Below are 19590 nucleotides of genomic sequence, written 5' to 3' on the forward strand. Positions count from 1 at the left end.
GACTAACGACAGGCAGGCGGCGTGGATGAAATCCACGCCGCGCGCCAGTCATGGAGCGCCGAATCGGCTTGAGCGTCGCGCTTGGGCGTATTCGCGATCATGTGCCGATATCGAGCTCCATCCTCCCGTTTTTTTTAGTTCGGCAACATTGCCGGAAAAGAAGGGTCATGCGGCCGCCGCGAGCGGCTTGGCATTGTCCATCTGTTCGCCATTGCTGATGTCCTGCATGGTGACGAGATCGATGATGCGGCCGTCGGCGGTCATTTGCAGGTTATTGCGCGAGGTATTGGCATAGAAATTCTGTGCGATTTGCTTGCCGTTGCCACGCGAGAATGTGACGCTCAGATCACCGCCGCCCTGGAGGTTGCTCACGCGCGCAGACGCATTCTGATCGACTACGTCGAAATCCTTGACGCGATATTGGCCCGGATGGGTCGGGTCCGGTACGGTATTCATCAGTATGTGCGAGCCGTCCGGCAGTTGAATTCCTCCGGAGCCCTTGAACGTATTCCCTTTGCCATTCGCATAGGTAATATGAGGATCGCCCCAGACGTATGGCATTTTTTTGCCGTCGGGGCCGTAGATATTGATGTAGGAGTCGCCGTTTGCGTTTGCCGGCTGATTGGCTTCGATGCGATAGCCGCCATGCGTCGTCATCGAGGCCGAGCCGCTGTAGCCGTTCTTTGACGGTTTCAGCGAGAGCGACGATTGAATTTCCGGCGTGCGGCGATCCGGAGCGCAGCCAATCGGAGCGGGCGATTGACCAGGGCATGCCGGGTTCGCCGGGCGGTTCGCGCCACAGTCACAATTGCCCCGACCGTTTCCGTTATAAGCGCTGGTCGACAATGAGCCTTGTTGAGCGCCAAACGGCGAAGCCGGCAGGTTTTGCCCGTTGGTTGCGCCGTTTGCCGGCGAGCCTTGCTGGCCACCAAACAGAGACGGCAGCGAAGTCGCACCGTCTGCGGGATTATTGGCCGGAGAGTTCGCTTGAGCGCCAACCGGATTCGTCGACGGGGGTTGCCCGTAGCCAGCACCGTTCGCCGGTGAACCCTGAGCGTCACCGGCCGTGTTGGGCTTGAATCCGTTCTGCTGCATTTGCGACATGTAGCGGCCGATGAAATAGGCCAGTACACCCAGCATCATCATCTGGCTCGGCGAGATCTGCGATGCATTGCCGAAATTCGCCGAATTGATATTTGGAAAATAGTTTGTCGATGCCGTTGATAGATTATCCATGATAAGGTCCTCGAGATAGATTCGCAGTGCTGAAATTGAAAACGGTCAATATCAGGCATGGATTTGAATCAGGATAGAAACCGCTCACTCGTCCTTTCAAATTTGCCGATAACGTCCGCTGGCTGCATGCCGGCGGACGCGGTACGCGTGGTTCAGGAAGCCATCGAATCGGACAGGTTCACCAGAAGACTGATGAGGTCGTCCACGGCTGCGGGATTGGTGGCGCCGATATCGGAACCATATGCTTGAGACGTGGATAGACTAGTTCCGATGCCGGTGCCGGAAATTTGCGAAGCGGAGCCGCCGGCGCCGATGCTGGTTTGGCCAGCTTGTGAAGCGGATGGACTGATACCTGTTCCGGGCGCTTGCGACGCGGAGCCGCCTGCCCCGATACCGGCCGCATAGGCTCGCGATGCCGAACTGCCGATACCCACCGCCGGAACCTGCGAAGCGGAAGCTCCAGCACCCGGCCCGATACCTGTGCCGGGAACGAGCGACGCGGACGGACCGGCGCCGGGCGTGACACTGGGCTTGTACGATGGCGGAGCAGCCGTCGGCGCGGTGGCTCCAGGCCGAGGCGCGGCGATAGCCGGGGCGGTTCGAGCCGGATTGTTTGGTGCCGCGCAAATCTGGGGCTTCGCCCCTTTGCACACGTTGCGGCAAGCCGTCTGACACTGACGATTGCACTGTTTCATCTGCGGACCAGCCGCGCCTGAGCAGCGAGTAGAACTGGCCTGGCAGGATGAGCGAACGCCATTGCATCTACCTTTACCCATTATCGAATCTCCAAAATTGAAACAACTGGGTTGCCAAAAGCCAGTTCCACCGGATCGAGTCTCGCTAGACGGGAAACTCAGCCCGCCACTGGAGTTTGGGCGCCTGTGGCGCCGTTGTTGGTCCCGAGGCTTTGAACCGCCGATTGCACGGCTTGCATGACGGCCTGCACGAGTTGCTGTATGGCCGGCGAAGACGCCGCATCCTGTGCGGGAGACTGAACGCCGTTTGCTTGAGAAGCCTTGGAGCAGTTACACATATCGATTTCTCCGGTTGAATTGAATGATGTGGTTACCGAGCCGGATTCCACGTAATTGATCATAGGGCGAAGAATCGTGATGAAAGAGATGCTCGCGAAATGAATTGCGGTAATCCGAAGCCAGTCCCCGCAGCGTTCGTTGGTTAGGCCGGATGAAGCGCTTGCCGGAAGTAACGAGCTATCCGTTACGCGGCGGCTGACATGGTCCGACGTGTCATGTCTGGCTGAAAGGGCAGCCTTCGGCCGCGGCAGGCCGTAATGACCGAATGCGCGCCGTTCACCCGCGTGTTGTGCAAGCCGAATTAGGGAATCTCTGCAACAGAGGGCGCGGCTCGATCTCGAAGCTCGGCGCGAGGTTTGCGGAAGCTCGTGCGGTGAGCAAGCGGAGCCATGACGATCTCGTGGAAGCGTGCTGAATCGATCGGCAGCGCAGTGGTGCTCGAGGGTAAAGTGTCATGCGCGCAGCCAGGAAAACACCCCGGATGCGATGCCTTCGAACATCTCGTCGCTCGATTCCAAAATATTCTGCCGCCAGTAGCGGCCGTGGCCTGCATAGTGTGCAAGCAGTTCGGCGATGGCTTGCCCGGTAATGCCCATGTCGAATGGGAAGCGCAACGCCAGAATGATTCCGCCGGTATCCGCGTCGAGCCCCAAGTGCGCTTGGTCTTGCGCGTAGATCAGAAGATTGGCTTCCAGCATCAGCCTGAATACCACCAGCGTGCGGCCCGAAGTCATCGTGCCGAAGCTGAAGTTGATATACATCGCATCGAGATCGTGCTCGAAATATTCGAGCCGCACATCAAATCCGTCGACCTCGATGGTGCGTGTCCTGAGGACATGATCGACATCGGTCAATCCAACCGTCTCGCATAATTCCGAGATCAACGTGACATAACGCTCGCTGCTCACTTTCTATCCGATATGGCACTCGTGCGAAAAATATATTCGGTAGTGCCAAGGGTGCAACGCGCCGGCACGTATTTTGTGCCGGACGCATATGAGGAGGTATTTCGTGGATATCCATTCGAATATCCACGAAATACGATTAGGCCGTTATTGACCGCCGACCCGCTCCGTATCGGAGAACGACTTCTTCGTCACTTCCGCTTCCATTTTGTACATATCGGCTTCCGCTTGTGCGGCTGCCAGTTGCTTCTGGAATGCAGTTTGCATAGCCATCGTCTGCATTTGGAATTCCGTCGACTTGGCCATGCTTTGTTGCAGCGATTGAATGTCGTTCACGTTGAACGTGTTGCTTTGGGGGTTGAGATCGCGATTCGTATTGACAGAGTTAGTATTGCGTACCATTTTAATCTCCTTAAAAATAAATGAGCATGACGCTCCACTACAACCTGGCCACCGCGAGTTTCCGGTGGCTGGTATTTTGCCGGGGCGGATCATTCATGTCCGCCTGTCGGTATGCCCGGGCCTTGGCCGTTTCATCCTATTTCTCTCGATGTTGCAATTGCTGGAGTACGCGTGACGCGGCAAAAAATCCACGGTACAGCTTGATGAGGTTGCTGCGATCAAGCTCTGTCGTGCTTTTAGTTTCGCCTATGCGTTGAGCGGTTTCTTCGAGTGCTTGGCATATCTCGCCGATGCGCTGCGAGTTGCCGTCTTGATTCAGGATTTTGGAAATGTTTTCAATTTCCGATGAGTGTGATTCAAGCAATTTGTACATTTTCGTTCAAATCAAGTTGAGTGCCGCCGATGCGGTTCGGTGCGATTGGCGCAGCGAACCAATCTTGTTCGACAGTCGATGCCGAATCGCAACGCGTACTGCGCCGTTCGAACCGCGGGCAGACGTGCCGATCCGATATGGCTATCTGGGTATCGCATTTTCACTTTCCATCGGATCACTGCTGCTGAAGAGATGTTTGACGCCATCGGGGGTTTGGGCAAAGCGCACGTCGTTGGAAGCCAGCATTTCCGAATAAGACGGGATCGGGCGAGTTGTGGCATCCGGGCCGCTGGTTCGTAACACAACGTCCGTGATGTTGGGGCCGAGATCGTCCCGAACGCGAGCGATGGCGGTCTCGAGCGCGGCTTTCTCGAGAGCCGGCCCATTGACTGCGAAACGGGCGTCACCGAGATACGTGACATACGCGCCATTGACACCGAGCATGTCGCCGATGCTGCGGGTTACGTCCTGTGCGATATCGTAGTTGCGCTCGATCGTATTGGTCGAGCTGAATCGATCGAGAATCCTGCGTGCCGCGCGATCATCCGTGTCATTCAATACGATGCCGGATACGGCGATGGTGTTGCCGATTGCCCGCGCATACAGTCCGTCGAGGTGCGCTGCCGCGAGCGCACGGCGGATTTGCTGCGCATTTTCGCTGGTGAAATTGAGCGTCGATGCATGGCTGGCCTCCGCGGTATCGAGCGACAGGCCGATCGTCGCGGATACAAACAACGCACATGTGACGGCTGCGGCGATCGCATGACGATAGAAGCGCGTGCCATGAGCACGCAATTCGTGCGGCTGCGCAAGCAAAGTGGAAAGCAGTTCAACGTCGGACGGCCATTTAGGGGTTTCGTTTCCCACGCATAGCACCGTTTCTCCGAACTGAACCGGCTCGAGATCGGTCAGGCTTCGGATGGGCAGGCCCGGCTCGGCGGTCGCAACGTCAGCGTCCGTTTCGTCGCGCTTCGGCGACACGGTCACGACGCCGTTGGTGTCGACGCGTAAGACCACGTCGTTTCCTTGCCAGTCAATTAACTGGATATCGGCATCGGCATGCGCGCCGATGCGATAGACACCAGGTTCGATACTGAGTTGTGCGCCGGCATGAAAGCCGGTCAATACGCGTAACAGCTTCATCGCCCGTACCAAGTTTTGACAAGTCGCATGAAATCAATAATGCTTAATTTGAACTTGTCTCAAGGTTACGTGATAGATACATCATATCGTCGGCACGATGCGAATTCTTCATAGGCGAGGCGAAACCGTATGACACAGGCGGCTCGCGGAGCTTGTGGCCGATATCGGATAAATGAACGCAAGAGCCGCACGCCGGCTGGTTTGGCGGCTAATGCCCGATCCAGTGCTCGAGCTGCGCGCCGAGCGCCTGCAGCGTCAGTTGGCTGCGCGTTTGGTCGATCACCAGCCCGGCGAACAGGGCGAGAATCAGTACGGTGAGAGCGCCCTTGATTGGCTGACTGAACGTTCCCAGATCCAGTTTTTCCGCCGACTTTCCGATGAACCCGAAGGCAAAGTCCACCAACAGCAGAATGAACACGATCGGTAACGACAGCTTGGCCGTCAGTTGCATCAGCGAATCGCTTTGTGTCAAAACGAACGATTCGAGAATATTGAGTGGAATCGGTTTGATCGCCGCGATCGGCCACCATCGATACGATTCGTATATCGCACCGAGCAGAAACGTCATCCCGCCGAGCGACCAGAACGCGACGGTCGCGATTTGCGATAGTAATGTAGAGGTCGGCGTCGACTGCTCCTGACGCAAAGGATTGCTAACTTGTGCGTTGTTGTAGCCTGTTAGATTGTCGATATAGATGCCGGCATTTTCCACGGCCCAGAATATACTCGACGCGACGAATCCGATCAGAAGTCCGATCAATACTTCGCGGCCCGTCATCAGAAGCGCCGACATACCTTGGATTTTTTGACCCAGCGACAAAGGTTGCCCATAAGCGACGAATGATCCGAACAACATGACGACGCCAGTGCGGACGGAGCCGCTCAAACCATTGGCAATGGGCGGGAACATGAGTGCCGGCACCGCGAACCGGAGCGAGCAAAGGCCGATGACTGTCGCGTACTGAACCAGTAGCGGGCCATAGGGGAAAATGGTCAGCGTATCGTTCATCGGAGGGCCTTTCTGCGGAGTGATCGGGCAACGGAAAGCTCTTCGGCTTCCTCATCAAGCGCATCGTTGGACGCCATTTCGAGCGCGCGTTCAATCGTCTGTAGACGATCGCGGCAGCGATCGATGCGGCCAGTGTTTCGTGCAATTTCGCGAAGCGTTTGAGTAATGGTCTCGGCGGCCTCGGACAGGAGCGCTTCCAGCCGCCGAAATTCTTCGCATTGCATATCGACGCGCTCCGTCAGAATATTCACATAGGTATGGTAATCATTGAACAATTCAGGGTGAAACGCCTGGCCGCCGCTAGTTAGCGCGTCTATCTTGCGGATGTATCTATCCAACGTGTTCCGTTCGTTCTCCAAGCGTTCGCGCTGGGCGTCGCAATGCGCGGCACGCGTTGCATACTCATCGCGCTGCGTTGCAAGCTGCTGGCGCAATTGCCCGTCGTATCGTTGCCCGCGCTCGATCGAACGTTTCAGCGCCCGAATGAGGAGGGCCGGCGCCATCAGTTGCCCGCGAGTGCGAAGAGCAGCTTTTCCGTATCGGATGCGTGTGCGTAGTGTGTCGTGGCCTGACAGAGGAACGCGCGGATGGCTTCGTGTTTCTCGATGGCTTCATCTGCAAGTGCATCGGTGCCCGGTTTGTATTCGCCGATTTGCAGCAACATTTCGACATCCTGATACTTGGCGATGAGTTCGCGCAGGCGGCCCGATGCCTGCATATAGTGCGGTGGCACGACTTGAGGCATAACGCGGGACAGGCTCTTGAGCACGTCGATGGCCGGATAAAAATTCTTCGCGGCGATTTCGCGAGAAAGAATCATGTGCCCGTCGAGGATGCCGCGCACTTCTTCCGCAATGGGATCGTTTCCGGTTTCGTCCTCGGCTAGAACGGTATAGAGGGCGGTGATCGATCCGACTTCGCCCATGCCGGTGCGTTCCAGCAACCGCGGCAATTCGGCGAAGACCGAAGGCGGGAAGCCGCGCCGTGCGGGAGGTTCTCCGGCGGCAAGACCAATTTCCCGAACGGCGCGGGCAAATCGCGTCAATGAATCCATCATCAGCAGCACGCGTTGGCCGCGATCACGAAAATACTCGGCGATCGACGTTGCCACGTATGCGGCCTTCGCTCGCTCGGTCGGCGAGCGATCCGACGTTGCGCAGACGACGACCGAACGCTGCATGCCTTGCGGGCCGAGAATCAATTCGACAAACTCGCGCACTTCCCGACCACGCTCGCCAATCAACGCGATCACGTTGACGTCGCAGGCGGTTCCTCTGGCAAACATGCCGAGCAGCGTGCTTTTCCCGACTCCGGCAGGAGCAAAGATTCCCATCCGTTGTCCTTCGGCCAGCGTCAGAAGCGCGTCCACGGCGCGCACGCCGGTGGGCATCGGCATTTCGATCATGCGCCGGCTCATCGGTGGAGGCGGTGAGGTCAGGATCGGACGCAGCGTCGCGGCTTCGATCGGTGGTCCTTCGTCGACGGGTTCACCCAGGCTGTCGATTACGCGCCCGAGCAGCGCATCGCCCACTTTCACGGACAGCGGGCGCCCAAGCCCGACGACCTGTGTCGAACGTGAAATATGCTCCAGGGATGCGAATGGCGAGAGCAACGCATATTCGCGCGTGAAGCCGACGACTTCGGCACGTTGCAGCACCGAGCCCTTGGGGTCGCGTAATTCGCATAGTTCACCTAATGACAAATCCACGCCGATGACCTTGAGTAACGTTCCGATTACTTCGATGACTTTGCCGGTGCGGGTGACGGTTGATTGAACGCCGAGTTCCTGTTCGATTTCCGCCGCGAATCTCTCGAGATCGAACTCCTCCACGGACCATGCGGGCTTCATGCGAACGCTCCGTCATCCGCATGCGGCTGCTCGATCATCTGGCTGCCGGAAATATCGGTTGCGGAGATGAACGCGTCGGCAGATTGCCGGACATGGAGGCCCGGATCGGACGTCTCGTCTGCCATCGTGGCGGAGGCAGTGCGATCGACCGCCCGTTTCAGCGCGCGCGATACCGCGTTGCGCATGGCGCGTAACTGCGTGTCGAGACTGGCGTCGACGGTGCCGCAGTCGGAGTCGCAGACGCAACTGCCCGGCGCAAGCCGTTTGTCGATATTGACCGATAGCGATATCGGATAGCCCAGCTCCCGCCAACGCGAGGCGAGGCGATTGAATGTCGTTCGTGCTTGTTCGAAATCCTGAGGATTGACGGCGACATGCAGATAGGTTGCGCCGTCGACCATCCGTTCGACCGTGGATAACGCACGCTCGAATAGCGCATCGTGATTTTGAACATGCACGATCTGTTCGACTGCCGACGTGACGATTTCGGCCAGCCGCGCACACATGCGCTTCTGCATTTTGGTTTGCATGTCGGCAGATGCCGCGACTTGCTCCATCCATTCGGTGCGTGCTTGGTCATATCCGTCGGCATAGCCTTGAGCTATCGCACTTTCGCAATCCCTGCGGGCCGCATCGAGTAATTGCTGGGCTTTGTCCTCGGCCGCTGCGACGATCGATGCCGCTTGCGCATGCGCGTCTGCGAGAAGCGCTTCACGCTGGTCGGCGAGTATGGCATACGCCTGCTCGAGTTCGACCAGTTTGCCAAACGTGTCACGCGCAATGACGTCACCGGTTACGCCGAGGTCGGTATTGATTGTATCAGCGCCGATCTGAGCCGTTGCCGACCCATTGCGTCTTAGCCAAATAACCATGACCATGTTCCAAGCCAGTTGGGCAACTGTGAATACAGCCATGCACTGCCGTTCGCGTCGGTCTTTCCGGGCATGAACGCCGGCGCGCTGCCGTCATGGCCGCCGTGCTTGAGCGCCAGTTGCAGCAGATGGCGATATGACAGACCGTCGTGGCAGCCGTCACGCATGAACAATACGAACCCTTCGTTGGCGAGCGCTTGGGCATCCAACGCATCGATCGGCAAATGGAGGCCGCGATCGGTCTCGAGTGTGTCCATCGGCGGCGCGTCGGCGATGAGCGTTTCGATATGGACGCCTGCCCATTCCGACAATCTGGCCCATACGCGTTTATCGATCGTTCGGCGTAGTTCGATGCGACGGAAAAGAAGTGCGCGCATGCACAATACCTGCAACCCGACGGCGGTCGGCAACATGCTCAGAAGTGCGAGATTCAATCGAGCCGGCGAGTTTGCCGACGTTTCGAGCGCGGGCCGTTGATATGCATCGGGATCGGGATGGATGACATGTGCGGCTTCGGCGAGCGCGCGGGAACAGACATGAAGTGCGTCTTTGCTCGTATGGGCGAGCGTGTGAAGCCATTGTTCGACGATCGATTCATCGACGCCCAGTATGGCCATGTACCAGGAGGGATGTGCCCATAGCGCAGCGTGCGACAGATTGGCCTCATACGTTTCGCGCAGCGCGGCTGCGCGTTCGGATGGCGGGCGGGTCGGTTGGGTCTTCATATGAGTGGAAGAGGCGGGCACACTGTGCGGCCCGGTCTCATCGAATTAGCGTGATCGTATTTTTCGGATGCGCTCGACTAGCGACGAGAATCCGTCGTTCCACCATTTCTTGGAAACAGTGCCCGAGGCTGGTTCTTGGCTACGGCCGGGCATGCTGAACGGCATTCGTGCATCACTACCGGCCGTTTGTCTTAAGTTGGCTGTCAAGCTTCGTTGGATGACGACGAGCGCGACGATCAAACCGATGACCAATATCGCGATCAAGGTGCGATGTAGCCAGACATTGTGATCGGCTGCCGGAGCGGATACAGCATTGGTTGAGGTGTCGACAAGATCCGCAGGCATCGCAATGACGCTCACCTGGTCGTATGTCAGCCCTTCGACGCTGTGCATGACGAGTGTTTTGATCTGTGGGATCCACGCGCGGACATCGGCTCCCGGGCGATATTTGATGAACACCGCCGCCGACGATGGCTTGATGGATTGCGCAAGCGGATCGTTATTCGGCAAGACGATCTGCACGCGGGCGACAAGTACGCCGTCGATTTTCGACAAGGTATCCGACAGCTCCTGAGACGTACCGTAAATAAATCTGATCCGTTCCTCGGTGGGTGTGGATATCAAGCCATCCTTACGGAATAGATCACCGAGGTTATTGAATTTGTTGCGTGGCAAGCCATGTTCGCGCAGTACCTGCACCGCACGCACCAAGTTGGAATCCTCGACGTCCAGCGACCAGGTCTTGCCGTCCGAGGACGGGTATTTCGATGACTCGATTTTCGATTCGAGCAGGACAGCCAGAATTTCGTTGGCGTCTTGCTCCGAAAGGCCCGTATATAGCTCTTTCTTGCACCCAGATATAAAAATAAGTGTTGAAAATATAATAATTGGCAAAATGCGATTACTATATTTAAAAAATGCATTTCGCATGGTTACAATCTGCTCGCGGAAGCGAAGCTATAAATTTGTTTTATTACTGGTTGCGCATCAGCGTGTCGAGCGCCGATTTCGAAGAGTGCACTACCGCGATCTTTACCGACATGTTGGCTTGCACGGTGGCGATTTCTTTCATCATGTAGGCCGAATTTGCTATGACCTCTTTCGTCGTGAGATAAGGAATGGAATGCGATAATTGGTTAATATGATTAACAGCTTGTTGAAGCTGACCATCGTGCAGCTTTGCCAATTTCAGCACAATGGTTCCATTGGATTCGGTCGGTTCTGGCGCAACCATCGGAGCTTGCTGCATCAGCGTCCGAAAGCGCTCGACAAGGTGTGCAGCGGGCGTGTCGATCGGCGTTTGGACATCTTTCCCTATATTTTCGACTGCCGCTTGCAGCAGCTGATCTGTTATAGATCCGTTCATTTGTGTGACTCCACTGGCTTCAGGCTCGCCGGAATGAATACATTGACGCATCCGGCGCGAGTTGCGTTTGCGCCTGCGCCGTATCGGGCTGTTCTCTTGTCACGCCGTCGGTATTGGCGAGCGCAGTGAGCCGCGCGACGGAGTCTGGTACGACAAACTCCGCTCCGTTCTGTGCGGCTTCCACTGCTCGCGTCAAATCGTCTCTTGCCTGGAGCGCTTGCACGAGATACCGGGTGTCGGTGCTCGGAGAGATTTCCAATGCTTCTTCCGCAAAACGTTTCCATTCAGGATCGTTTTTCATCGACAGACAATATGCGAGAAGGGCTCTGGCCTGACCGAATTGAGGAGCCGCATTGCAAACGTCACGAAGTATGTGAATCGCGCTATCCCAGTTGCTGCGCGTCATCTGTAAAACGCCATCCAGCGCGTTGATTTCTGCGACGTGAGGACGCAGCACGTGCAATGCGTCGAGTACCAGCTCGATATCGCTTTCATCAGCAGACAATTTTGGAAAATTGTCGAGCAACGCGGTGGATATCGTTTCGACCAATCCGCCCACGACGCCCGCGGGGCAATCCATATATTCGGGTTCTTGTACAGCCGTCATGGCGAAAGACCTCTTGGTGAAACACGCCGATCAAGCGCCGGCGCGGAATGGAAAAGCCGACTTCGCCTGAACTCTAGCAATCATTGAAAATTACATTTGATCGTTGAGCGAAAAAAAATCTAGCAGTACGAAATTCTGTTTGCTCGCGAAATATTCACAATCTTTCACAAACTGGTTGGCAATTGTGGCTACTTTGAATAGGTATAGTGTCGATCTCTTCGAAGTCCGCATGTTTGAGTTGTAGTTACAGGTGATGAGCGATGTTTTCTATCTTATATTTTCCACTACTTAATATTCAATCAATACGGTCCTGGTCTATTCCAACCGATCACATTGTCGACATGTTGCTCGACGGCCAAATTCTTACGGCCAGCAGAGTATTACACCGTTGTAGCGAAGAGGGAGGGAGTGGTACGCATGCGTCGCGCGTGCTGCAACTGGTTGCGGATTTACAAGTTTGCCTCGGTATGGAAGTGGAGGCCGAAGAGAATTATCAACGATCCCAACACATGATTCGTTCGTCAAAACGGGAATTGCGAGTCACGTCCTGTCGCAATGCCGCATGGCAGGCGCTGTATCGTTATCGGCCAAGTACGGCGCTATCGTGTTTCGCGCGCATCATCGCTTGGACTGAGGACATAGGGTTGGAGCAGGAGTTGGAAGCCAGGTTCGGCATGATCTGCGCACTATACGCTATGGGGCGCGTCGATGAAGTCGCTGAGGCGCTGGGCGTGCTCGAAGAGCGAATTCACGAAAGTCCGGAGGTGGATGAACTCTGGAGGGCTTTGATAGAGGCGATGAGATTCGATATCACCGTTCAAATAGAAATGCACTGTTCAAATGCGCTGAGCGACCATGCTTACTGGCGCTCCGGGCTCGATTCAGTGGACGGCCAGTGGATGCAAAGAAAAGTACCAAGCGTATCGCCAAATGTGTTGCGCGCCCGGATCGAATACGTGCAGAAACTAAGGGAAATGATGAGCGGCGTGTATAGCGCAGCGAGTTCGGCAAATGTTCATTTGTGTTGGGCATGTAAATTAGGAATGCAAAATTATCAAAGAACCGTGCGTCTTGAAATTGCGATGGCTGGCTTGATTGGTAGCGTTCCGCAGATTGCGGAAGCGGTGCTTGAACCGTTGCATCGAGATGGGCAAAGAGAGCTGACGGCCCATGCCAGGCTGGATTATTTGTACTGCACCGCGAAGACTGAACAGGCCCGCGGCCATATAGAAAAGGCGTGGCAGTGGTACAGCCGCTACACTTTGACTGCCATGCAGTGCCTTCGCGAGAATTCTCGATTGGCTCCGCTGCCAAATCGGGCGACGAAATTGAGAACTCCCGCAGACGATATCGACGCCCGGCTGCCCGTTCGCTATCGCCGTGCATATCATTTCATAATTGATAATTTGAATCGAAGTGATTTGTCGATCTGTGAGATTGCTGCGGAAATCAATCTGACGGAGCGGGCTCTTCAATGGGCGTTTCGAAAATATCTCGGCTTGTCCCCGACAGAGTTGATTCGCGATATGAGAATGGAGCGTATTCGGGAAGAATTGCTGAGTGAGCCGACGCGCAATGTATTAGAGGTGGCAAGGCGTTGGGGGGTGCGCAATTGCACGACGCTATTGAATGGCTATCGAAAGCAATTTCATGAAGCTCCTTCTCAAACGCTTGCACCGTGACCATTCATTAAATATTTTAATAGATATACCAAAAATTTTCGGGGAAATCTCATGGCATTGTTGCGAGCCATCGCAGTGGCAATATTCTTGCTCGCCGGTGTGATTTGTGAATCGAATGCAAGGCCGATCCAGTGGCCTAGTAAGACAGTGCATATTTCTGTTGAAGGCAAGGATTTGAAGGATGTGCTGCGCGATTTCGCGGCCAGTCAAAAAATTCCCGCGCAGATTGCTCCAAACGTACAAGGGACCGTCACTGGCCGATTCGATATGTCGCCTCAACGGTTTTTCGACACGCTTGCTGCAAGCTTTGGCTTCGTCTGGTTTTACGACGGCGCGGTATTATCGATCAGCAACGCGAACGAAATGACTCGCCAAGTTATCAAGATGAACTATGCGAACACTCGTCAGTTGGCCGCGACCTTGAAAAAGATGAAGTTGTCCAACTCGAGGTTTCCGGTGACTTATGCTGAAGATGCCCGGACTGCAATCGTTACGGGGCCGGCGCAATATGTGCAGCTTGTGAACGATGTCGCTCGACAACTCGATCAGAGCATAGCGAATCAAGCCGGTTCGGTTGTACGTGTGTTCAAGTTGAATCATGCATGGGCGGCGGATCATAAAGTTCAAATTGACGGCGAAGCCGTTGTCATACCCGGAGTGGCAAACATATTGTCCCAACTTTATGCATCCAGTTCGACGTTGCACAATTCCGGCGATGGGGCGCTTCCGAATGTTGTGACATCGAATGTACGGCGTCTGCGCCAACTGAGTGACGTAAATGGAAGTTCCAGTGGCAATGGGTATCCACCACCGATACCGACGCTTCCGGATTCGCCGGACGGCTCATTGGCAAACTTATTCAGCGGTAAGTCTCCTGCCGCTGGCAGCCCGGATGTCGATGCGGCCGACGGGAAAATTATTGTGAGTGGCGGCCGTGAAGTCGAAAGCGCCAACGAGAAGATGCTCCCGGTAATCGAAGCGAATCCGATGACCAACTCGGTACTTATTCGCGATACGCCTCAGCGTATCGAGCAATATTCTTCGATAATCGAAAAGCTGGATGTTCAGCCTAAACTGGTAGAAATAGAGGCACACATTATTGAAATAGACGATGATGCGCTCAAGCAAATTGGTGTGGATTGGAGAGCGCATAATAGCCATGTCGATGTGCAGACAGGAACAGGCACTCGGCAGCAAAACAGTTATGATGGAAATCTCAACCCGAGTTTTGGCCGAACGGCGGCCGATAATATTACTCTTCTGGATGCCACTCCGGTAGGGGCTTCGATCTCGGCGGTATTGGGCAATGCAGGCCGTTATCTGCTCGCGAGGATCAATGCGCTTCAGCAAACCTCAAAGGCAAAGATAGATGCGACGCCGAAGGTGGCCACGTTGGACAATGTCGAAGCCGTCATGGATAGTAAGACGCGATTCTTTATACCCGTGGCGGGTTATACGGGTGGAGCCTTGTATAACGTATCGGTTGGTACTTCGCTGCGCGTTTTGCCTATGGTTGTGGAAAGCGGCGGCGAGACTAAAATCAAGCTCAATGTGCATATTGAGGAAGGAAGTATTACCAAGGGGGCGGTCAAGGAAATTCCAATTATCAAAACAAGTGAAATTAATACGCAGGCTTTTGTCGGGGAGAATGAAAGTTTGCTGATTGCTGGTTATAAGGTGGAAAAGCAATCGACTGCTGAGTATGGCGTTCCGGTATTGTCTAAAATTCCGCTTCTGGGTGCGTTATTCCGTAGCCGGGATAATGAAAATTCTCGAATGGAACGGATATTTTTGATTACTCCGAAAGTTTTGTCATTCTAAGTGTGGCGATCGTCGCTTTGTGAATCATTGGAATTGATTGTTGGTGGTCGAGAGTTTCGTCTTGAAATTTTAGAATTTTTCTTGCAGCTAAACTGAATGCGCGCTCGCGGCAATGGCGTTTGTGGTGCATTTTCGATGGCCAAAGTCGAGATGGAGAGATTCAAAGACGTCGATTGTTCGATCGAAGCCGGCATTGAATTTATTCCGGTATCGGCGACGTCCGTTATCACTGATTTATATGCTGTTCGAACGTATGGATTGGTCATGGTGATGTTGAAGTTGCGCAAATATTTCAGGAGATGCTATGTCTTCGAAAATATCAGCTTTGCGTTCCCATGACATCCATTCGGTAGCCGTGTCCGTACACGGAAACGAGCCGGACTCCATTTTCCGGGCGTAATTTCATCTTGAGGCGGATTTTGGCGACGTGTGTATCGAGAGATCGGGAAACAACGCTACCACCATACCCCCAGATCACTGCCATCAAATGCTCTCGAGTGAGAATTTCGCCGGCATGCCGAAAGAATAATGCAGCGACTTTGAATTCCTTCGGCGTGAGTAAAATGGGGGCGCCGCGATAGTAGCAAAGTCTATTGGCCAGATCAATCAGATAATCGCCGATCATTATCGATTGATCCGCTGATTTTCTCCTTTGCCGGGATCGACTCAACTGAACGTTGATTCTCGCAATGAGTTCGGTTTCGCCGAATGGTTGAATAATATAGTCATCGGCTCCGGCAGCCAATATTTTGCTGACGTAATTTTCCTGATTTTGGTGTAATAAAAAAATCACCGGAACATGTGAGCTTAAATTGCTTTTTGCCCACATCAGAACGTCGTAGCCGGTTACAAACGGGGCGTCCCAGTTGAGTAGCAGCAGGTCGAATTTATTTTTCTTTAGCTTTGATATTAACCTTTCCCCGTCTTCGAAGGGAAGGCAGTTGTATCCGTGGGCGAGCAATGTCGACTGAATTTTTTTTATGTCATGTGAGTCGAAATCTAAATATGCAATCTTTGCCATAATAAACCAAAACAATAACACTTTAACGGAAATTTTGATTCCGATCGATGCTTGATTTCTGTGCGACGATGAATCAATAAGGGCGATGCCGATGCGTAGTGGGCGCCGATTGGGAGTGGTTATGAGTTTCGACGTGTTTTGCGTGCTCCTTGATCGGCTTGAACGAATGCCGTGAGTACTTGGTGCATTTTTCGGCGTATTGGCCGATTGATTGAAAAGTATCGTGCCGTGAGGGAAAATGTTTGGATTCAATGGTGCCGTGATGCATGTCTGATTGATATCCTTATTTTCACTTAATTATCATATGTGATGGAGAATGGTGTGCGCTGAAGTGTGCCGTTTTAAAAATTAATATGAAATTTATTGTCTGCCAGAGGTAAGTGGTTTGATTCCAGGAGGCTCGACTCCGATCGGGCATGGCATGAGCGCTGCCGGATACGAACGGATCGAGCATGACAAGAATATTGGTATCGCCCGATTCAAACTCATGCAAGCCGCATCAAATTTTCTGAATGACAGGGTCTTTGCGAAAGCTCGTGTTGCAATTCGTTTCTCGTGCCACTGTACGCAATTGTCCGCGCTATTGTCAATCAGGTTGTCAATGGTTGACGTTTATTTTTTATGATAATGACTGTCATTATAATGATATTTATATGCGGGTATTTTAGGTGGATTGCGGTGTATTGTGGCAATGTTTTGATTGGTTGCTTTAGTTTTGGTCGGGTTGGGTGGGTATGTCGCTATTTGATGTGAAATTTGATCGGGCCGGACGTTGCAAGGCTGATTTTGAATGTTTTCTAATTCGAAACCAGGTGAAATGAATTAATCGGTCGATCGACATCGCGGCATAAGTCAACTCGTAGTTGCGCGGCGAACCGCTTTTACGTGCAACGGTTGGTTCCGTTCGGGCTTGGCTGCTCGGACGTCTACCGGAGTGTCGTCGCCCGGATGCTGGAGAGCCCGCCAACCAAGCGGCGAAGCCTGGGACTCGCTGCACTCGAGGGGCATCGCTCGCGCGGATACGTTGCGTCGCAACATCCGACCTCGGCACATCCTATGTCCCTCCGAAATTTATACAGGTGTTCGAAAATTACGATTTGACTCATGCCCTGCTTTCGGTTGAAGCTAACGGCTTGCTGTCCGAAGGGGGCTGTATCTGCATGAGTTCGATTTTGACTGTTCGTCGTATTGCCGCGGATCAGGGCGGTGTGTATCGCGAACTGCGTGCGGCTTCGCTGCGCGAGCCCTTTGCGAGCGGTGAGACGCCCGAAGCCGAGTTGAGAGTCGATGCGGCCGCTGCGGCAGCGATCGCAGAGCGTCGCGCGTCGTCTGACGAATCGACGACGTTCGTGCTGTATACCGAAGGCCATCCGGCCGGCATGATCGGCGCTTATTTTGACGCCACGCCCGAGCGGCGCGCGTTCGTGAGCGAGTTGTGGGTCGCGCACGCGGTGCGTCACCTGCGCGGCGGCGTGCTGCTCGTCGATACGGCACGCAATTGGCTCGCCGAGCGCGGCGCCGTCGAGGTTTATGCGTGGATTGCCGATCAGAACCGTGTTGCAATCCGCTTCTATGAGCATGTCGGTTTTGCCGATACCGGCGAGCGCGCGCCGATCGCGCGCGTGCCTGGCGCGCTGAAATCGCTGTTTGTCTGCCGCCGGCGCGTGTAAGAAAGTACCTCTCGTGCGCGCGATTCCCGAGCCTTGCGGCGCCGTATCCCGGCGGGGCGCCAACGGCGGCGCCGGGCCGCGCGCGCCCGAAAATATGGCCGTCTGCGTGGACCCCTGTAAAATACGCAAAATTTTTTTGCAGAACGTCCATGTCGCTAAAAAAATCGCCATTCTTCGAACTGCGCAGCGGTTCGGTCGACACGTTGCTGTTCATCGTGAAAACCACCGATCTCGATGCGCTGCGCGCCGAGTTGGTCAAACGTTTCGAAGCGACTCCCGAATTTTTTGCGGATGACGTCGTTGCGATCGACGTGCGCCGGCTTGCGGACGGCGAACGCGTGCCGCTCGACGCGATCCGCCAGATGCTGAACGACGTGAGGATGCGCGCGGTCGGCGTGGTTGCGCAGCATGCGCAGCACGCATGGGCTGCCGACGCTGGCTTGCCGCTGCTCGAGGCGCGCGATCGGCGCGGCGCGGCGCACAAGACCGGCGCGGACGCGCTCAGCGAGGCCGCGGCAGGCACGCTGGGCGAGCCGGCCCAGTCGAACGGGATGCAAGCGGCGGGGGAGGCCGCGCGCGCGGCCGAAGCGGGCTTGCCCGCCGGCGCGGACATGCCGGGGGCGGATGCGGTATCCGCGGCATCCGCCGTCACGCCATACGCGGCGACGCTCGTGATCGACCGTCCGCTGCGTTCAGGACAACAGATATACGCGAAGGGAGACCTCGTGGTGCTCGGCCCGGTCAGTCACGGCGCCGAAGTCATCGCGCAAGGCAACATCCACATCTACGCGCCGCTGCGCGGCCGCGCTCTCGCGGGCGTGCATGGCAATCACGACGCGCGCATCTTTTGCACGTGTCTCGAACCGGAACTGATTTCGATCGCGGGTATCTATCGGACGACGGAGAATCCGCTGCCTGCCGACGTGCTCGGCAAATCGGTGCAGATCCGGCTCGAACAGGAAAAACTGATGATCGAGCCGCTGCGCCTGACGTGATGCGCGGGCGCGGCAAACGGATCGGTCGGTCCTCATTGACGAACACAGGGTAGGTAAATGGCAAAAATCATCGTGGTGACATCGGGCAAGGGCGGCGTGGGCAAAACGACGACGAGCGCAAGCTTTGCCTCCGGCCTCGCGCTGCGCGGCCACAAAACGGCCGTGATCGACTTCGACGTCGGCCTGCGCAATCTCGATCTCATCATGGGCTGCGAGCGCCGCGTCGTGTATGACCTCGTCAACGTGATCCAGGGCGAAGCGAACCTGAATCAGGCGCTCATCAAGGACAAGAAGTGCGAGAACCTGTACATCCTGCCCGCGTCGCAGACGCGCGACAAGGACGCGCTCACGCGTGAGGGCGTCGAGAAGGTCATCAACGATCTGGTGGCGATGGATTTCGAGTACATCGTCTGCGATTCGCCGGCAGGCATCGAGGCGGGCGCGCTGCATGCGATGTATTTCGCAGACGAGGCGCTGATCGTGACCAATCCGGAAGTGTCGTCGGTACGCGATTCCGATCGCATTCTCGGCATTTTGTCGTCGAAGACGAAACGCGCGACGGAAGGCAAGGAACCGATCAAGGAGCACCTGCTCATCACCCGCTACAACCCGAAGCGCGTGAGCGAGGGCGAGATGCTGTCGCTCGACGACATCAGCGAGATCCTGCGCATCAAGCTGATCGGCGTCGTGCCGGAATCCGAGGCGGTGCTGCACGCGTCGAACCAGGGGTTGCCCGCGGTGCATCTGGACGGCACCGACGTCGCCGAAGCGTACAAGGACATCGTCGCGCGCTTTCTCGGCGAGGACAAGCCGCTGCGCTTCATCGACTACCAAAAGCCGGGCCTGCTGCAGCGCCTCTTTGGCAACAAGTAACGGAGGC

At 55.4% G+C, this 19590-nt stretch carries 20 protein-coding genes; 5 read left to right on the forward strand and 15 right to left on the reverse strand.

Going from position 1 to position 19590, the window contains the following annotated elements; genetic code table 11:
• Positions 1 to 165 precede the first annotated feature (165 nt).
• The 14 genes from AQ611_RS06215 to AQ611_RS06275 all read right to left on the reverse strand — a co-directional run bounded on the left by AQ611_RS06215 (position 166) and on the right by AQ611_RS06275 (position 11521).
• Entirely contained in the window at positions 166 to 1236 is a 1071-nt protein-coding gene (locus tag AQ611_RS06215; protein WP_069234008.1) for a hypothetical protein, read from the reverse strand.
• 853 nt (positions 1237 to 2089) lie between these two features.
• Entirely contained in the window at positions 2090 to 2332 is a 243-nt protein-coding gene (locus AQ611_RS25410) for a hypothetical protein (protein WP_125910514.1), read from the reverse strand.
• A 390-nt stretch (positions 2333 to 2722) separates the two neighbouring features.
• Positions 2723 to 3178 (reverse strand): CesT family type III secretion system chaperone, encoded by a 456-nt coding sequence (locus AQ611_RS06220; protein WP_059519879.1) that lies wholly within the window; start codon positions 3176 to 3178, stop codon positions 2723 to 2725.
• A gap of 144 nt (positions 3179 to 3322) precedes the next feature.
• Positions 3323 to 3577 carry a hypothetical protein gene (locus AQ611_RS06225; RefSeq protein WP_059519878.1) on the reverse strand — a complete coding sequence of 85 codons (255 nt, stop codon included), beginning with the start codon at positions 3575 to 3577 and terminating at the stop codon, positions 3323 to 3325.
• A 136-nt stretch (positions 3578 to 3713) separates the two neighbouring features.
• Entirely contained in the window at positions 3714 to 3950 is a 237-nt protein-coding gene (locus AQ611_RS06230; protein WP_059519877.1) for a hypothetical protein, read from the reverse strand.
• Positions 3951 to 4091: 141 nt separating this feature from the next.
• Positions 4092 to 5093 (reverse strand): hypothetical protein, encoded by a 1002-nt coding sequence (locus AQ611_RS06235; RefSeq protein WP_059519876.1) that lies wholly within the window; start codon positions 5091 to 5093, stop codon positions 4092 to 4094.
• A 208-nt stretch (positions 5094 to 5301) separates the two neighbouring features.
• Complete coding sequence (sctT, locus tag AQ611_RS06240; protein ID WP_069234009.1) at positions 5302 to 6102, reverse strand: type III secretion system export apparatus subunit SctT; 801 nt, start codon at positions 6100 to 6102, stop codon at positions 5302 to 5304.
• Positions 6099 to 6605 (reverse strand): hypothetical protein, encoded by a 507-nt coding sequence (locus AQ611_RS06245; RefSeq protein WP_069234010.1) that lies wholly within the window; start codon positions 6603 to 6605, stop codon positions 6099 to 6101. Before AQ611_RS06245 ends, sctT begins: the two co-directional genes overlap by 4 nt.
• Positions 6605 to 7951 (reverse strand): type III secretion system ATPase SctN, encoded by a 1347-nt coding sequence (sctN, locus tag AQ611_RS06250; RefSeq protein ID WP_069234011.1) that lies wholly within the window; start codon positions 7949 to 7951, stop codon positions 6605 to 6607. Before sctN ends, AQ611_RS06245 begins: the two co-directional genes overlap by 1 nt.
• Positions 7948 to 8823, reverse strand: coding sequence for a type III secretion system stator protein SctL (gene sctL / locus AQ611_RS06255; RefSeq protein WP_069234012.1), 876 nt, complete (start codon positions 8821 to 8823; stop codon positions 7948 to 7950). The genes sctN and sctL overlap by 4 nt, the downstream gene beginning before the upstream one ends.
• Positions 8808 to 9548, reverse strand: coding sequence for a type III secretion protein HrpB4 (locus AQ611_RS06260; protein WP_069234013.1), 741 nt, complete (start codon positions 9546 to 9548; stop codon positions 8808 to 8810). The genes sctL and AQ611_RS06260 overlap by 16 nt, the downstream gene beginning before the upstream one ends.
• A gap of 45 nt (positions 9549 to 9593) precedes the next feature.
• Entirely contained in the window at positions 9594 to 10478 is an 885-nt protein-coding gene (sctJ, locus tag AQ611_RS06265) for a type III secretion system inner membrane ring lipoprotein SctJ (protein WP_083237252.1), read from the reverse strand.
• A 43-nt stretch (positions 10479 to 10521) separates the two neighbouring features.
• The gene (locus AQ611_RS06270; protein ID WP_069234014.1) at positions 10522 to 10914 is read right to left on the reverse strand and encodes a hypothetical protein; all 393 of its coding nucleotides are present in this window, start codon (positions 10912 to 10914) and stop codon (positions 10522 to 10524) included.
• A 19-nt stretch (positions 10915 to 10933) separates the two neighbouring features.
• Positions 10934 to 11521: an HrpB1 family type III secretion system apparatus protein gene (locus AQ611_RS06275; protein WP_059519869.1), complete on the reverse strand. Its 588-nt coding sequence runs from the start codon at positions 11519 to 11521 to the stop codon at positions 10934 to 10936.
• Positions 11522 to 11781: 260 nt separating this feature from the next.
• On the opposite strand from AQ611_RS06275, the gene AQ611_RS06280 reads away from it, so the two are divergent.
• Together AQ611_RS06280 and sctC are read left to right on the forward strand one after the other, a co-directional pair.
• The gene (locus AQ611_RS06280) at positions 11782 to 13203 is read left to right on the forward strand and encodes a helix-turn-helix domain-containing protein (protein WP_069234016.1); all 1422 of its coding nucleotides are present in this window, start codon (positions 11782 to 11784) and stop codon (positions 13201 to 13203) included.
• A 51-nt stretch (positions 13204 to 13254) separates the two neighbouring features.
• The gene (gene sctC, locus AQ611_RS06285; RefSeq protein WP_059519867.1) at positions 13255 to 15024 is read left to right on the forward strand and encodes a type III secretion system outer membrane ring subunit SctC; all 1770 of its coding nucleotides are present in this window, start codon (positions 13255 to 13257) and stop codon (positions 15022 to 15024) included.
• 319 nt (positions 15025 to 15343) lie between these two features.
• Here the strand turns inward: sctC and AQ611_RS06295 are convergent, their stop codons facing one another.
• Positions 15344 to 16297 carry a response regulator transcription factor gene (locus tag AQ611_RS06295; protein WP_125910512.1) on the reverse strand — a complete coding sequence of 318 codons (954 nt, stop codon included), beginning with the start codon at positions 16295 to 16297 and terminating at the stop codon, positions 15344 to 15346.
• 821 nt (positions 16298 to 17118) lie between these two features.
• On the opposite strand from AQ611_RS06295, the gene AQ611_RS06300 reads away from it, so the two are divergent.
• The 3 genes from AQ611_RS06300 to minD all read left to right on the forward strand — a co-directional run bounded on the left by AQ611_RS06300 (position 17119) and on the right by minD (position 19583).
• Positions 17119 to 17715 (forward strand): GNAT family N-acetyltransferase, encoded by a 597-nt coding sequence (locus AQ611_RS06300; RefSeq protein ID WP_231935939.1) that lies wholly within the window; start codon positions 17119 to 17121, stop codon positions 17713 to 17715.
• 149 nt (positions 17716 to 17864) lie between these two features.
• Positions 17865 to 18710 (forward strand): septum site-determining protein MinC, encoded by an 846-nt coding sequence (gene minC, locus AQ611_RS06305; protein ID WP_059519863.1) that lies wholly within the window; start codon positions 17865 to 17867, stop codon positions 18708 to 18710.
• A gap of 57 nt (positions 18711 to 18767) precedes the next feature.
• Entirely contained in the window at positions 18768 to 19583 is an 816-nt protein-coding gene (gene minD, locus AQ611_RS06310) for a septum site-determining protein MinD (RefSeq protein ID WP_059519862.1), read from the forward strand.
• Positions 19584 to 19590: the final 7 nt, after the last annotated feature.

This window comes from Burkholderia singularis (assembly GCF_001718875.1).
Taxonomy (GTDB): Bacteria; Pseudomonadota; Gammaproteobacteria; order Burkholderiales; family Burkholderiaceae; genus Burkholderia; species Burkholderia singularis.

Bases quoted from the DNA above. Each gene is read 5' to 3' on its own strand.
- sctN (WP_069234011.1), bottom strand. From the start codon at position 7,951: ATGAAGCCCGCATGGTCCGTGGAGGAGTTCGATCTCGAGAGATTCGCG.
- sctT (WP_069234009.1), bottom strand. From the start codon at position 6,102: ATGAACGATACGCTGACCATTTTCCCCTATGGCCCGCTACTGGTTCAG.
- sctJ (WP_083237252.1), bottom strand. From the start codon at position 10,478: ATGCGAAATGCATTTTTTAAATATAGTAATCGCATTTTGCCAATTATT.
- AQ611_RS06230 (WP_059519877.1), bottom strand. From the start codon at position 3,950: ATGTACAAATTGCTTGAATCACACTCATCGGAAATTGAAAACATTTCC.
- AQ611_RS25410 (WP_125910514.1), bottom strand. From the start codon at position 2,332: ATGATCAATTACGTGGAATCCGGCTCGGTAACCACATCATTCAATTCA.
- sctL (WP_069234012.1), bottom strand. From the start codon at position 8,823: ATGGTTATTTGGCTAAGACGCAATGGGTCGGCAACGGCTCAGATCGGC.
- minC (WP_059519863.1), top strand. From the start codon at position 17,865: ATGTCGCTAAAAAAATCGCCATTCTTCGAACTGCGCAGCGGTTCGGTC.
- AQ611_RS06235 (WP_059519876.1), bottom strand. From the start codon at position 5,093: ATGAAGCTGTTACGCGTATTGACCGGCTTTCATGCCGGCGCACAACTC.
- AQ611_RS06280 (WP_069234016.1), top strand. From the start codon at position 11,782: ATGTTTTCTATCTTATATTTTCCACTACTTAATATTCAATCAATACGG.
- AQ611_RS06270 (WP_069234014.1), bottom strand. From the start codon at position 10,914: ATGAACGGATCTATAACAGATCAGCTGCTGCAAGCGGCAGTCGAAAAT.
- minD (WP_059519862.1), top strand. From the start codon at position 18,768: ATGGCAAAAATCATCGTGGTGACATCGGGCAAGGGCGGCGTGGGCAAA.
- AQ611_RS06225 (WP_059519878.1), bottom strand. From the start codon at position 3,577: ATGGTACGCAATACTAACTCTGTCAATACGAATCGCGATCTCAACCCC.
- AQ611_RS06215 (WP_069234008.1), bottom strand. From the start codon at position 1,236: ATGGATAATCTATCAACGGCATCGACAAACTATTTTCCAAATATCAAT.
- sctC (WP_059519867.1), top strand. From the start codon at position 13,255: ATGGCATTGTTGCGAGCCATCGCAGTGGCAATATTCTTGCTCGCCGGT.
- AQ611_RS06275 (WP_059519869.1), bottom strand. From the start codon at position 11,521: ATGACGGCTGTACAAGAACCCGAATATATGGATTGCCCCGCGGGCGTC.
- AQ611_RS06260 (WP_069234013.1), bottom strand. From the start codon at position 9,548: ATGAAGACCCAACCGACCCGCCCGCCATCCGAACGCGCAGCCGCGCTG.
- AQ611_RS06245 (WP_069234010.1), bottom strand. From the start codon at position 6,605: ATGGCGCCGGCCCTCCTCATTCGGGCGCTGAAACGTTCGATCGAGCGC.